This window comes from Turicibacter sp. T129 (assembly GCF_025594975.1).
Taxonomy (GTDB): domain Bacteria; phylum Bacillota_I; class Bacilli_A; order MOL361; family Turicibacteraceae; genus Turicibacter; species Turicibacter bilis.
In genome coordinates this window covers 42,829-56,245 of the sequence record NZ_JAMQUU010000045.1, presented here as the reverse complement: position 1 = coordinate 56,245, position 13,417 = coordinate 42,829, and the positions used below count along the sequence as shown (strand labels likewise).

Sequence of the window (13,417 nt, the reverse complement as noted above, 5' to 3'; positions counted from 1 at the left end):
GCCGGGCGCACATAAAAAAAACCTTCATCCCAAAAGGGACGAAGGTTTAGCTTCGCGGTACCACCCTCATAAGCCACATCATAGTGATCTGACCCACTCGAAACTCGTAACGTGAGTTAACGGCTACACCTACATTAAGAGTTCTCTTATTTCTCAGTGCGCGATTCAAAGACTGCTTCAATTTAACGATCCTTACTGAATTTCCACCCTCATCAGCTCTCTAAAAAGTTCGTCTAAATTTACTCTTTCTTCTCGTTATCTTTGCTATTTTTTACTATTATAACGGGAAATTGTGTCTCTGACAAGCTATTTTTGTAATAATACGTTTTTAAGCCATATCTTTAACCATATTATTAATCCATTTATTTGATTTAAAACGACGTCGTAAAATAAAGAAACGTAAGACTTCTTCAAATGTCGATAAAAAAATTACTGAAGAAATGGACCATTTAAACACATAGGCTGCAATGAAAGCAAGTGGAATTCCGACTAGCCACATCGATAATCCTTGAGCAATCGAACCATACTTAGCATCGCCCCCTCCGCGTAAAATTCCGACGATTTGAACCCCGTTATAAACACGCGGTAACATAAAAATAGCATAAATCATTAGAATCTTCATCGCATCGTTACGAACCATTTCAGACACATTATACACTTGAACAATGAACGGAGCTAACACGGCTAAAGTAATCGCCATAATAATTCCAACCACCACAGCTAAACGAATAATTTTTTTCGCATAGGTAATTCCTTCTTCCTCACGATTAGCTCCAATTTCATTCCCAATGATAACGACTGAGGCATGTGCCATTCCAAAGATGACAATGGTAAATAAGTTGATGATCGTTGATGTAATTTGCGTCGTGGCAATAGCATTCACTCCAATATGACCATAAATCATCGTGTAGGTAATATTCGCCAGCCCCCAGCAAGCTTCATTTAAAACAACTGGTAAAGCTGTTTGATAAAGAAGTTTCACCATCGGTATTTCAATGTGTTTAAAATCTTTAGATGACAAACGAAGCGGCTTAACTTTTAACGTAACGACCGTTAAAATAATTAAACATTCAACAATACGTGCAATTAATGTTGCAATCGCCGCTCCAGAAACACCTAAGGCAGGAGCCCCTAATAAACCAAAAATTAAAATAGCATTTAAGACACCATTAATCACTAACCCAACTAAACTCCCCCACATGGGTAAAGCACTATTTCCAATACTTCGTAACGCCCCGGCGTAAACAAACGACAAGGCTGAGACAAAATAACTAAAAATAGAAATACGTAAGTAGTCACTTCCTAGACGAATAACCTCCGTATCTGAATTAAATAATCCAATAATCGTCTCTGAAGCAAAGAAGCCAATTATCATAAAAACAAGTGCAAAGCCAATGGCTCCGATTAAACCAAGTTTTAGAACCGAATGTATTTTCTCTTCATCTTTTTTCCCCCATAATTGGGCAATTAAAATGGAACACCCGGCACCTATTCCCATCACAAGTAAACTATATAAGAAATAAAATTGATTGGCAACTCCAACAGCAGCTAACTGGACCTCACCAAGATTACCAATCATTAAGGTATCTAACATATTTAATGAGGTTGTAATTAAGTTTTGAATGACGATTGGTAACGTTAGAATTAACAATCGCTTATAAAATCGTTTATTTTCTGTCATAAAATCCCTCTTTCTAACATACTGATTTTCTTAAAAATTGCATACAAAAACCCCCAATTTGAAGTTTGTTCAAAGTGGGGGTTCAACACTTATAGTAAAATATCTATTTTTTACAATATCCATTACATTATATCTAATTTTCTTGAAAGAATCAAGTCTTTTTTATGAAGAAGACTAGTCAAAAACATCATTTTTCGATAGAATGAAGATAAAATGTGTTAGAAAGGAGCATCTATGATGAGTCAAACCAAACAATCAATTAAAGCATTATTAGAACAAAAAAAACAAGCGACAGCCAATCAAAAGGCACAATTATTACCAAGTCGTGAAATGGTCAAAGGACAAAAAGGAAAAAGTAAACGACGTAAAGCAGGTATTTTAGGTTAAATCATTCGCCTCTGTTACATCTTAAAGTTAAAAAAGCGATAGACATTCAATGGGTCTATCGCTTTTTTTCACTTTAAATACAGAAAAATCGAAGCCTCTTTCATCCTTAATCATCAGAAGACTAGTGACTCAATGACATAGTTGATCATTTCTAACGACTATTTGCCTATTGTCCTTACCTCTAAAAATCATTAGTGCTTCATATCTTCTTCATTTTCTAATTAATTGAATCCCAACACTATTAGAGAATTATCTAAATTTTTTATTATATAATTATATTGTTTTTGTTTATTAAAAACGCATAACTTCTAGACTAGTCATCAGTTACTAAAAGTTATGCGTTTAACCTACTACGCGTATTCTCTGAAGGAATCATCAAAGAAGCAGAAATTTATACTGCTTCTTCAAGCGATTCCTCTTTTTGTTTTTGAGGGGACAGATATAACTTCTCATACTCTTGATCAATAAATTGAGTAAAATAAAGCTTAATCACTCCCATGATGGGTACACCTAAAATCATTCCGATCATTCCCATAAATTTTCCACCGATTGTCACAGCTAATAGCGTAAGAAAGGGGTTAAGCCCCATCTTTTGTCCGACAACTTTAGGGTCAATAATTAAAGTTTCTACCTGTTGAACAATTAACAAAAAGACGAGGATCATTAAAGCCACGAAGGGACTATAAAAAAAGTTAATTCCAACCGCAATCAATGTCCCGAAAATAGGTCCAATAAAAGGAATCATATTCGTAATTCCAAAAATAACACCGAGTAACAACGCATATTTGGCTCCCATTAAAGATAAACCAACCACCGCACAAATCCCAACAAATAAAGAATCAATGGATTTCCCTATTAGATACTTACCAATATTTGAATGAAATAAGTAAGCCATATGAAAAACATGCGTCGCTAGCTTAGGTCGACAGATAATACTAACTAATTTTCTTGTGATTGAACTAAACTTTTCTTTCTCAAGTAACACATAAATACTAATAATAAATGCTAATAAAACGTTACTTGTCCCCATGAGCGCATGATACATCACCCCAATAACAGATGTTAAGGAGTTCGTTAAAACATCCGTTAATTTCGGAATAATTCTTAAGATTTGATCCTGAATTGCAGCTAAATCACTAACATCTATCTGTTTAAACTGACTTGTCCAGTTGGTTAGCCAAATCTGAATCTCACTGGCAAAGCCAGGAATTTGTGAAACTAAATCTTTTGAACTTTGATAGATAACTGGAAATAAAAAACTCGCACCCAGATAGCAAAAAAGTAATAAACCAATATACGTTACTGCAATACTTACTGTTCGCTGACACTTAAACTTTTTTTCTAAAAACACAATGATGGGATTAAAAGCATAAGCCAAAACAAAGGCAAGCAAAAAGGGCCAAATGGTTGCCAGCATTCCATTGATGCCATTAAATAAAACTTCATAATGATCAATGACTTTAATCAAAAGATAAGCCATTCCAACAAACAATAATCCCTTAAAAAAAGAGAGCGAGAGGTTATTCATTCGATTCATACAGCACTTCCTTTAGTACAACATAATACAACAAATTATACTATCTTATACTAAAGTTTACAATTTAAGGTGCCAAAATTCTACCGTTATTCTACATTATAAAATATCAATTTGTATTTCATCGATACTTACCTCATAATTTGATTCAATAAAATTAATGACCTGATCCAAAACAGATTGAAGCTGTGCTGTTGAATTCGAACCGGTCGTAATGCCTAAAACAATCTGTTGATGAACATCATGATCATCGATTTCATGAACCGACACATTAAACGTATTTCGAATTTTAGCCACTAAACTTCTTACAATCATTTGCTTTTCCTTTAAACTATGGACCCAAGGTGCACCTAATTTAATTTCTAAACAACCAATTTTCATTAAAAATACCTCGCATTCTTGAAATTACCTTTACTTTTTTCGACAAATCGATCATGAAGAATAGATAAAACGTCTTAAATATTATAAAATAAGAGAGTTAATAAAATTTTAACATCATTATTTTATGTGTAGGAGAACAAATTATGGCAACAAATATGGATTTAATGAAAAAAATCATTGAAGAAAAACGTCAAAAAACGAAACAACAAGATAAATTAAAACGCCCTGACAAACAAATTGGTGAAGCACGTAAACGCATTAAACAACATAAAGGTGGCGGATTATTCGATAAATAAGACGAGCCAACCTTTTTAAGCCAACCGTCAAATGACACGATAAAAGGAGGATGACTATGTCTTTATCATTTGAAACTCTTAATCTAAATCCTTCATTAATTGAAGGTTTAGCCAAACAAAACATTACAACACCGACAACAATTCAAGCGGAAGCCATTCCCGTTATTTTATCACGTCAAGATGTGATTGCACAATCACATACAGGAAGTGGGAAAACATTAGCTTTTGTGACGCCACTTTTCCAACTGATTGATAGTAGTAAACGTGAAATGCAAGTTTTAATTTTAGCTCCCACTCACGAATTAGTCATGCAAATTGATGCTCAAATTAAATTACTAGCTGCTAATTCAGGTGAACCTGTCACATCAACGACAATTATTGGGGGAGCAAACATTGAAAAACAAATTAAAAAGCTTAAAGAAAAACCTCACTTCATCGTGGGTTCAGCAGGACGTATTCTTGAATTAATCAAAAAGAAAAAAATTACAGCCCATACGATTAAAACAATTGTCTTAGATGAAGCGGACAGCTTATTAGATAATACGAATACGAAAACGATTCAAGATATCATTAAAACAACATTACGCGATCGACAATTATGTCTATTCTCTGCTTCAATTAGTGATAATACTTTAGAATTAGCCAAATCATTGATGAAAGAGCCGGTGGTTTTAAAAACAGCTGAGACAGTAGAAATGAATCCTAATATTGAGCACTTCTACTTAAAAGGTGATCGACGTGATAAATTTGAATTACTACGTAAATTAATTGTCGCTGAAGAACCACAACGTGCTTTAATCTTTGTTAATCAAAATGATTCAATGCAAGAAATTGCAGAAAAATTAAATTATCACCAAAAAGAAACATTTATGATGCGTGGAAACATTAAGAAAGAAGAACGCAAACGCGCCTTAGATGCCTTCCGTAGCGGAAAAATTAAATTATTAATTTCATCAGATTTAACGGCTCGTGGTCTAGATATTCCTGAAGTGACCCATATCATTCATTTAGATTGTCCATCAAATCCAAATGAATATTTACATCGTGCTGGACGTACAGCTCGAGGAAACGCCTCAGGTAAGTCAATTTGTATCGTAACAGATAAAGATTTAAGTACGTTAAAAAAATATCAAAAGAAATTTAAGATTCAATTTGAAGAAATGAAAGTGAGCCATGGAAAGTTTATTTCTGCTGCTTCAAATTAAAAAAGATGACCTTGGCGTCATCTTTTTTAATTGATAGCTTCTTCAAGCGCATACGGATTAAATTTTCGAACTTGTTCATCTGTTAAATTCGCAATAAATTGGCGCTTAATTTCAAGCAAATGCATCACATCATTCAAATATTGAAATAGCATCGCACGATTTTCAAACTCTTCACGAGTTTTTGGTAACTCTTGATTTCGACAACTCGTTAAGACTGCTTTTGTCTTTTTAATCAAGTCATCAGCTGTATTGAATTCATGTAAACTCATTGCTATATGTTCAGTTAAATCAGCTAGCATGATTGACTGTTCAAGTGTCATGACTACTTTTCCAAGCGTTTGTCGCATATTCGTTAAGACGTGATATTGCATCGTGCGCATCTCCATATACTGTGCGTAATACGTCATCTCATCAAATAAGTAATTTTGACGATTTTGTTCTGCACGAAGCCGTGCTATTTCTAAACGATTCGCTAATGATAAAAATAAAGCTTCTTCGTCAATTGACACCGATTGACTTCTCGTCGTATTTGCTAAACAAAATAAAACAGTACGTAAGTGTTCCTCAATGTCATCTTGATCCTTCTTAATTTGATGTATCATTTTTGGCATATATAAGTTAAAAATTAAGGCGATTCCTGCTCCAATGAGCATCAGCATCAATTCATTGATTAAGAGCGACAAATTAACATACCCCTCACCTAGTAAATGGGTGACTAAAACCGAACTCACAACAATCCCATCGCTTAATTTAAAATGAGCAGCTATTGGAATAAAAATTAATAAGTAGATACCAAAGGCAACTGGATGAAACCCTAATAACAAAAATAAAATACAACTAATTCCTAACGCAAGCAGCGTCGAATTTAATCGTAAAAGAGCAATTTCTAACGATTTTTTCTTGGTATTTTGAACACTTAAGACGGTAATAATCCCTGCTGATAAGGCGTATTTTAACCCTAATGACTGGGCCATTAAAATTGCAATGGTCGCACCAATTGCCGTTTTAATCGTACGCATACCTAATTTATGTTTCATTTTTTATCTCCTTTTTTTTCTCTCTTACATTAACATTGAAAGTAGTCGATAAACAGATTCTTCTGCTTTCATAAACCATGATTTACTTTGTTCGTATTCAAAGTCTAAGCGACGACAATCTTTTTGATCAAATTTAAACTGCTCCACTAATTGTTTAGCCATCGTATCGTTATAAATAAAAGCAGCTAATTCAAAATTAATACTAAAACTACGAACGTCCATATTAACTGACCCCACCGTTGCCATTTCTTGATCAATGATAATAATTTTCGAATGTAAGAATCCTTCGTAAAAGTATACCTCAATTCCCGCTTCGAGTAACTCTTTGATATACGATGTTGTCGTTCGATGAACAAAATGATTATCCGGAATGACGGGAATCATAATTTTAACATCAATTCCTGAATGGGCAGCTATTTTTAAAACATGTAAAAATTCACTATCTGGAATAAAATAAGGTGATTGAATCCAGATACTTTTTTTTGCCGTCATAATTAATTTAATATAGGCAGCACGCATATGATCTGTTTTTTGGTCAGGACCATCACAAACCAGTTGCATAAATGTCTCATCTTCATCCAATGAAACGGAGCGGAAATAACGCTCAATATTTGATTCCACCTCATTTAAATCAGAGACATCTTCAATGACAGCCGCATAATCTTTAAAAAAGCGTAGCTGTAACAATTGGACGACTCCCCCTGTGACTCGCAGATGCGCATCACGCCAAGGCGTAAATTTAGGATTTTTCGATAAATATTCATCACCAATATTCATTCCTCCTAAATAGGCAATGGTCCCATCAATCACGACAATTTTCCGATGATTTCGATAATTCCAATTTAATGTAAAGATCTTAAATTTAGCGGGATAATGTTTGACAACAGTTCCTCCAGCCTCCTTTAAAGGTTTAAAAACTGATGAAGGCGTCATAAAACTTCCTCCATCATCATAAACTAAGCGAACTTTAACACCTTCACGAGCTTTTTTAGCTAAAGTCTTAATTAAAGCTTTTCCACTTTCATCACCACGAATAATAAAATACAGGACGTTAATCGTATCCTGCGCCTGTTCAATATCGGATAGTAAACGTTCATATTTATCATTCGCATCGCTAAAATACTCTAGCGTATTATGGCGCGTTAAAATGCTACGATTATAATTTAAGTTAAATTTTATTAAAGACATATAGGATGATGGTATTGTTGACACCGAATCCATCATTTCAAGTTGTGAATCAACGGCTTGTTGATAGTAGTGTTCTTCTATGGCATCTAAAAATGTTCGTTTTTCTTTAATAATCGGTCCATGTCCAAATAAAAGGTACAATAAGAAACCGATAAACGGAATAAACGTCATAATCATTGTCCATGCAATAATATAAATCGGTTCATCTCTTCGACGAAAAATCATAACTAAAATCGTACATAAGTTAAGAACTTGTATCACCATAAGTGATAACGCAATCATCCAAGCAATCATGAACAAACCTCCAATCCCTCACCTCTTCGTATCCAATCTCAAAAGATGAGCTTTTTCCTTCCTTTGCGTGATTTTATCATGATCCATGAAAAAACATAAGCTTTCCTATTATACCTTAAATTTCGCCTTTTGGTAAGAGGGCTAATGTGACTGCCCTTCTTGTGTTGATTTAAGAAAATTGCTTAAAGCTAAGATAAATTGTTGCGTATCTTCTCTCGTTCGTTTCTTTGGTCCTTTTAAACGCTGACCAGATTGACGTAACTTGGACGAAAGATGACGGGTAAATAATAGCTGATCAATATTATGATCCTCATATGTACGGCCATTTTGATTCATCGCATAACCTTTTTTGGCCAATACAAGCGCACCTAAGCCATAATCTTGTGTAATGACTAAATCACCCGGTTGTAATCGATTAATAATTTCATAATCCACCGCGTCTGAGCCTGGCATGACTGTAATCGTCTGAACTCCCTCATGCATAAAATAATGAGCAGCATCACAAATAATAATCACTGGAATTTCAAATTGTTTCGCGACGTTAATAGTTTCCTTCACGACAGGACATCCATCGGCATCAATATAAATATTCATTTCTTTCACTCCTATTTCACAGCTTTAATTCGATTCATTTCTGCTATATTCAAAAAATTAATGGGAAATTTGTGAAAAACCTTATTTTTTCAGATTACATCGGATATAATTAACCTTATCAATAAATCCTATTTAACACAAACATGATTGGAGGCCTCATATGTCTGTTAAAATTATTACCGATAGTACATCATACATTCCTGAATCTATTCGTCAAAAACTCGATATCACCATTATTTCTCTTAATATTATCACGGATACCTCCTCAAAACGAGAAGTAGAAATAAATCTAGATGAGTTTTATCAGGAACTCCCTCACCTTTCAGCCATTCCAACCTCTTCTCAGCCAAGTCCAGATGAAATGTTAGCTGCCTTTGAGCAATTAACGAACGAAGGACATGAGGTACTCGGAATTTTTCTTTCCTCTAAAATGAGTGGAACGTATTCAAGTGCACATTTGATTAAAAATTTAATCCTCGAAACAAATCCAGATGCAAAAATTGAACTTTTTGATTCGTTAACGAACTGTATGCAAATGGGGCTAATCGTGATGGAAGCTGCTAAAGCAGCCCAATCAGGCTCATCTTTAGAAGAAATCTTATCGCTTATTCACACCGTGCAACATAACAGTCGTTTTTTATTCACACCACACACCCTAGATTATCTAAAGAAAGGTGGCCGAATTGGAGGGGCTTCCGCTCTACTTGGAAATCTATTTCAAATCAAACCAATCTTAACCGTTGAAAATGGTGAAACGACAGTATTTACAAAAGTGAGAACGAAGAAAAAAGCTATTCTAAGCATGATTAACAAATTAAAAGAAGACCTTGATGGTCATGAACTAGGAGGTCTTTTCGTGCATCATATTAGTTGTGAAGATGAAGGTCTAGAATTGGCCAAACAAATTGAATCTGAACTAAATACGCCAATTCAGATTCAATCCATTGGACCGGTCATTGGTTGTCATGTAGGCCCTGGTAGTATAGGAATTGCATATTTTGTAAAATAATGATTGCGACGACTCATAATGAATGATATAATGCAAAAGCTAAGAAAAACTATTAGAAATGCGAAGTGAGATTATGAAGAGTTCAGCTATTGAAAAGCGTATTGTAAAAATCGATCAAGAAATTCAAGCGATGAACATTGCTAAGAAATATTTAAATAACCATGAAGAAATTAAACAAGTGATTTTAGAGTTAAATCGCGAACGTCAATTATTAGTTAATGATTTATATCGTGATGATAAAGCGTCTTATGCCATCGTACGTGATCACATGGAATCATTAGTTGAAGTTGAATTAGATGCTACACAACAAAAAGAATTATTAGAGTACATTAAAGAAACATTCGGTCGTCAAGCGGCTACAGATGGAAAAACAGCCACAGGATTAAATGCCTGGTTAAAAAAATTAAACGTTAAATTCAATTGGCAAACAACAGATAATTCTGATTGGGCAACGTTAATTATTACGGGATTCGAACCATTTAAATGCTAATGATGAAAGACCTTTAGAACTTTTTTCTAGAGGTCTTTTTTAATTTTCTATTTTTTTCATTTAACTTCACTTTTATTCCATTATTCTACATTTTACGGTATACTTATCTTCGGAGTGTCAAAAAATGATGTAGACATAACAGACAAAGGAGGCTCATTATGGAAAAATTACAACTTATTGGAGAACGTATGTTAGCATTCCTAAGCGATTTGATTAGTTTTGGGAATACGTACATCGGAACATACTTATTAATTATTTTATTATTAATCGCAGGGTTCTATTTTACTTTCAAAACGCAATTTGTACAATTTAGAATGATAAAAGAGATGATTAAGCTATTAGGGGATGGCGTTGGAAAATCATCAAAAGATGGAAAGGTTTCATCTTTCCAAGCCTTTTGTATTAGTACTGCCTCACGTGTTGGAACAGGAAATATTGCAGGAGTTGCCTTAGCAATTGCTGTTGGAGGGCCTGGTTCAGTATTCTGGATGTGGATCATTGCGTTAATTGGTGGAGCTTCAAGTTTTGTCGAAAGTACATTAGCGCAAATTTATAAAGTGAAAGATGCGTCAGGAGCTTATCGTGGTGGACCAGCTTATTATATTGAAAAAGGATTAAACAAACGCTGGTTAGGGTTACTGTTCTCAATTTTAATTACAATCACTTTTGGATTTGTCTTTAATGCCGTACAAGCAAATACGATTACAGAAGCATTCCAAACAGCATTTGGTATGGATAAATTATTCATGGGAATTATCTTAGCCATTGTAACAGCTGCCGTGATTTTTGGAGGAGTTCAACGTATTGCTAAAGTCTCTGAAATTATCGTCCCAGTGTTAGCCGTTGCTTATGTGTTAGTAGCCCTCTTAGTGATTGCGTTAAATATCACCAAAATTCCAGCAATGATCAGTTTAATCGTTTCTAATGCCTTTGACTTCAGCTCATTCGCATCAGGTGCTTTTGGGGTCATGTTCATTCAAGGGGTTAAACGTGGGTTATTCTCAAATGAAGCTGGGATGGGATCTGCCCCAAATGCAGCTGCTACAGCAGAAGTTAACCATCCCGTTCAACAAGGTTTAATTCAAACGCTTGGAGTCTTCACAGATACCATCTTAATTTGTAGCTGTACAGCATTCGTGATTTTATTATCAGGAATTTATGCGGATTCAGACTTAACAGGAATTCAGTTAACACAAGCAGCTTTAACCTCACAAATTGGCGTAATCGGTAACTACTTTGTTGCCTTCTGTATTTTATTATTTGCATTCAGTTCAATTATTGGGAACTACTACTATGGTGAGTCAAATATCGAATTTATGAGTGCAAAAAAATTCTGGTTGGTCGCTTACCGTATTATCGTAGTTGGAATGATTATCTTTGGTTCATTGACAAAAGTCGCAATCGTTTGGGATTTAGCTGACTTATTTATGTCATTTATGGCGATTGTTAACTTAATCGCAATCTTACTATTAGGTAAGTTTGCATTTAAAGCCTTAAAAAATTATACTGATCAAAAGAAACAAGGAGTTAAAAATCCTATCTTTAAAGCGTCTGACATCGAAGGTTTAACAAACGTTGATGAATGGAAGTAAGCAAAAAAACAGTTCTAGTCTATCTAGAACTGTTTTTTTGCTTAGGCTAAGGCAACAAATAATGACCCCGCCGCAATTAAAATAACGCCGATGATTCCTTTAAGTGTTATTTCTTCTTGGAAAATTAAAATAGATACGATGACTGTCATCACAACCGATAATTTATCAATCGGTGCCACCTGCCACGTCTTTCCTGTCTTTAGAGCAATATTTAAAAACAACCAGGATAAAGCTCCTGAAATTCCTGCTAAAATTAAGAAACCAAAATCTTTTTTGTAGGTCACCAACTCTTTTAAGTGTCCGAAGTCCCCTTTGGTTGCAGAAACAATCACTAAAAAGACGGCCATAATCATCGCTCGAACTGAGGTTGCTAACGTAGGGGTTAAATGGTGAATCCCGAGTTTCGTAAAAATAGTAACAAAACTGGCACTAACCGCTGCAAGCAAACCGAAAATTAACCACTGAGCCATATAAAACCATCCTCTCTCACGCTACGGGATGATTATACGCTATGAATCCTCTCTTTTCAATCACTCGATTTAGATGTTAAGATTGAATCTTTCTTAACACTTGAATGAGCGGTTGATTTTGGCTATTTTTCACACTAAGTTGTGGGAAAAATAACACATGATGTTGCCCGTTAAAATCATAATGAAATAGTAATGGCCCCACGACACAACGACAAATAAATGGATTTCCACTTTCTAATACAATAGTCACGTAAGGTCGTGTCTGACGAATAAATGAAATTCGTGCCTCAAGCTCACTTAATTCATTAGCCCCAAACTGTTCAGATGGTGCTCCGTGAGAGGTTGTCACATACCAATTCATTCGAGAGCCTTTACGAATTAAAGGTAAAATAAAGTCATCTGAGGTGACAAATTTCAGGTTAGACTGTTTTGTTGGTGTCATAACCCCAAATAAGATGCCATGTGCTTTCATCCGATCTAATGAAGCTAGAATCTCTTGATAAGTTGAAGGTTCTATATATTGCTTAATTTCATCTCCTCCACCTTCTAAGGTGACTAACGGCAAAACATTTCCTAGTTTAGATAAGGCAAGACAACGTTGATCATTCAGTAAAACGCCATTTGTTAGAACGATAAATTCCATATCATCATATTTTTCATACACTTTAAATAAGCTATCGTTCATCAATGGATCCCCGCCAGTTAAAACGATAATATGAATGCCAAGCTCTCGTGCTTCAGCTACTAGTCGATCAATCTCTGCTAAAGGCATCGCTAAACTCGGATCTGATTTACATAAGCACCCTTTACACGCTAAAGAACAATTCATCCCAATATTGATAACGAGCGAGTGAGGGACATTAACTGAATATTTTTGTGACATTTGTTCTCGGATAGAAAGCCCCTCCCATAGTTCTTTAACTGCAATATTTTGTAAAAAGTGATTTAAACACGTTTTATTCGTATTATATATCATATTTTTAACATATCGCTTAATCGAAGGATGGCTATCATAATAGCCTTTAATTTGTCCAATAATTGCCTTTATCTGAGAATCAGTAATAAAAGTTCCCGACATTTCATATAATTTCTCTACTCCATTATCAGGATCCTCTTTTAGCACTTCGACAATATTAGCCACAATAAAATTTTTCGGCAATAAATTCATATTATTTAAAAAGTTCATCATGTTCTTCACCTCATTTTTTTAATTCGATGAAACTTTACTTCATTTCATTATATTGTCGATTTTTATTATT

At 34.6% G+C, this 13,417-nt stretch carries 14 protein-coding genes and 1 other annotated feature; of the genes, 6 read left to right on the top strand and 8 right to left on the bottom strand.

Annotated elements, in window-relative coordinates:
* Nucleotides 1–31: 31 nt before the first annotated feature.
* Nucleotides 32–265: a binding site (T-box leader), on the bottom strand.
* Between the two features lie 63 nt (nt 266–328).
* Nucleotides 329–1,681, bottom strand: coding sequence for an MATE family efflux transporter (locus NEH75_RS09275; protein ID WP_055304182.1), 1,353 nt, complete (start codon nt 1,679–1,681; stop codon nt 329–331).
* 237 nt (nt 1,682–1,918) lie between these two features.
* On the opposite strand from NEH75_RS09275, the gene NEH75_RS09270 reads away from it, so the two are divergent.
* Nucleotides 1,919–2,068, top strand: a complete 150-nt coding sequence (locus NEH75_RS09270) for a hypothetical protein (protein WP_162492327.1) — start codon at nt 1,919–1,921, stop codon at nt 2,066–2,068.
* Nucleotides 2,069–2,459: 391 nt separating this feature from the next.
* Here NEH75_RS09270 and NEH75_RS09265 read toward each other — a convergent pair whose 3' ends face one another.
* The gene (locus tag NEH75_RS09265; protein WP_055304184.1) at nt 2,460–3,605 is read right to left on the bottom strand and encodes an AI-2E family transporter; all 1,146 of its coding nucleotides are present in this window, start codon (nt 3,603–3,605) and stop codon (nt 2,460–2,462) included.
* Between the two features lie 96 nt (nt 3,606–3,701).
* On the bottom strand, nt 3,702–3,983 hold the full coding sequence (locus NEH75_RS09260; RefSeq protein WP_262948804.1) for a DUF503 domain-containing protein: 282 nt from the start codon (nt 3,981–3,983) through the stop codon (nt 3,702–3,704).
* A gap of 143 nt (nt 3,984–4,126) precedes the next feature.
* On the opposite strand from NEH75_RS09260, the gene NEH75_RS09255 reads away from it, so the two are divergent.
* Both NEH75_RS09255 and NEH75_RS09250 read left to right on the top strand, forming a co-directional pair.
* Nucleotides 4,127–4,279, top strand: coding sequence for a hypothetical protein (locus NEH75_RS09255; protein ID WP_172676242.1), 153 nt, complete (start codon nt 4,127–4,129; stop codon nt 4,277–4,279).
* A gap of 56 nt (nt 4,280–4,335) precedes the next feature.
* Nucleotides 4,336–5,484 (top strand): DEAD/DEAH box helicase, encoded by a 1,149-nt coding sequence (locus NEH75_RS09250; RefSeq protein WP_055275753.1) that lies wholly within the window; start codon nt 4,336–4,338, stop codon nt 5,482–5,484.
* Between the two features lie 26 nt (nt 5,485–5,510).
* On the opposite strand, the gene NEH75_RS09245 is transcribed toward NEH75_RS09250, so the two are convergent.
* From NEH75_RS09245 to NEH75_RS09235, 3 genes are all read right to left on the bottom strand, one after another.
* The gene (locus NEH75_RS09245) at nt 5,511–6,521 is read right to left on the bottom strand and encodes an aromatic acid exporter family protein (protein WP_262948802.1); all 1,011 of its coding nucleotides are present in this window, start codon (nt 6,519–6,521) and stop codon (nt 5,511–5,513) included.
* Between the two features lie 24 nt (nt 6,522–6,545).
* Nucleotides 6,546–8,003, bottom strand: coding sequence for a cardiolipin synthase (gene cls, locus NEH75_RS09240; RefSeq protein WP_055244183.1), 1,458 nt, complete (start codon nt 8,001–8,003; stop codon nt 6,546–6,548).
* Between the two features lie 141 nt (nt 8,004–8,144).
* Nucleotides 8,145–8,597, bottom strand: a complete 453-nt coding sequence (locus NEH75_RS09235; RefSeq protein ID WP_055244185.1) for a YaiI/YqxD family protein — start codon at nt 8,595–8,597, stop codon at nt 8,145–8,147.
* 160 nt (nt 8,598–8,757) lie between these two features.
* Between NEH75_RS09235 and NEH75_RS09230 the strand changes: the two genes are divergently transcribed.
* The 3 genes from NEH75_RS09230 to NEH75_RS09220 all read left to right on the top strand — a co-directional run bounded on the left by NEH75_RS09230 (nt 8,758) and on the right by NEH75_RS09220 (nt 11,688).
* Nucleotides 8,758–9,606, top strand: coding sequence for a DegV family protein (locus NEH75_RS09230; RefSeq protein ID WP_055244186.1), 849 nt, complete (start codon nt 8,758–8,760; stop codon nt 9,604–9,606).
* Nucleotides 9,607–9,679: 73 nt separating this feature from the next.
* A complete protein-coding gene (locus tag NEH75_RS09225; protein ID WP_055244188.1) occupies nt 9,680–10,096 on the top strand; it encodes a hypothetical protein in 417 nt (138 codons plus the stop codon).
* 158 nt (nt 10,097–10,254) lie between these two features.
* The gene (locus tag NEH75_RS09220; RefSeq protein WP_055304192.1) at nt 10,255–11,688 is read left to right on the top strand and encodes an alanine/glycine:cation symporter family protein; all 1,434 of its coding nucleotides are present in this window, start codon (nt 10,255–10,257) and stop codon (nt 11,686–11,688) included.
* Between the two features lie 41 nt (nt 11,689–11,729).
* Here NEH75_RS09220 and NEH75_RS09215 read toward each other — a convergent pair whose 3' ends face one another.
* A complete protein-coding gene (locus tag NEH75_RS09215) occupies nt 11,730–12,158 on the bottom strand; it encodes an EamA family transporter (protein ID WP_055244192.1) in 429 nt (142 codons plus the stop codon).
* Between the two features lie 76 nt (nt 12,159–12,234).
* Nucleotides 12,235–13,347, bottom strand: coding sequence for a radical SAM protein (locus NEH75_RS09210; RefSeq protein ID WP_262948800.1), 1,113 nt, complete (start codon nt 13,345–13,347; stop codon nt 12,235–12,237).
* Nucleotides 13,348–13,417 lie beyond the last annotated feature (70 nt).

What these genes read in the sequence shown, in the direction of transcription:
- NEH75_RS09220 (WP_055304192.1), top strand. Translation starts at nt 10,255, where the DNA reads ATGGAAAAATTACAACTTATTGGAGAACGTATGTTAGCATTCCTAAGC.
- NEH75_RS09225 (WP_055244188.1), top strand. Translation starts at nt 9,680, where the DNA reads ATGAAGAGTTCAGCTATTGAAAAGCGTATTGTAAAAATCGATCAAGAA.
- NEH75_RS09235 (WP_055244185.1), bottom strand. Translation starts at nt 8,597, where the DNA reads ATGAATATTTATATTGATGCCGATGGATGTCCTGTCGTGAAGGAAACT.
- NEH75_RS09215 (WP_055244192.1), bottom strand. Translation starts at nt 12,158, where the DNA reads ATGGCTCAGTGGTTAATTTTCGGTTTGCTTGCAGCGGTTAGTGCCAGT.
- NEH75_RS09230 (WP_055244186.1), top strand. Translation starts at nt 8,758, where the DNA reads ATGTCTGTTAAAATTATTACCGATAGTACATCATACATTCCTGAATCT.
- NEH75_RS09210 (WP_262948800.1), bottom strand. Translation starts at nt 13,347, where the DNA reads ATGATGAACTTTTTAAATAATATGAATTTATTGCCGAAAAATTTTATT.
- NEH75_RS09260 (WP_262948804.1), bottom strand. Translation starts at nt 3,983, where the DNA reads ATGAAAATTGGTTGTTTAGAAATTAAATTAGGTGCACCTTGGGTCCAT.
- NEH75_RS09270 (WP_162492327.1), top strand. Translation starts at nt 1,919, where the DNA reads ATGAGTCAAACCAAACAATCAATTAAAGCATTATTAGAACAAAAAAAA.
- NEH75_RS09245 (WP_262948802.1), bottom strand. Translation starts at nt 6,521, where the DNA reads ATGAAACATAAATTAGGTATGCGTACGATTAAAACGGCAATTGGTGCG.
- cls (WP_055244183.1), bottom strand. Translation starts at nt 8,003, where the DNA reads ATGATTGCTTGGATGATTGCGTTATCACTTATGGTGATACAAGTTCTT.
- NEH75_RS09255 (WP_172676242.1), top strand. Translation starts at nt 4,127, where the DNA reads ATGGCAACAAATATGGATTTAATGAAAAAAATCATTGAAGAAAAACGT.
- NEH75_RS09275 (WP_055304182.1), bottom strand. Translation starts at nt 1,681, where the DNA reads ATGACAGAAAATAAACGATTTTATAAGCGATTGTTAATTCTAACGTTA.
- NEH75_RS09250 (WP_055275753.1), top strand. Translation starts at nt 4,336, where the DNA reads ATGTCTTTATCATTTGAAACTCTTAATCTAAATCCTTCATTAATTGAA.
- NEH75_RS09265 (WP_055304184.1), bottom strand. Translation starts at nt 3,605, where the DNA reads ATGAATCGAATGAATAACCTCTCGCTCTCTTTTTTTAAGGGATTATTG.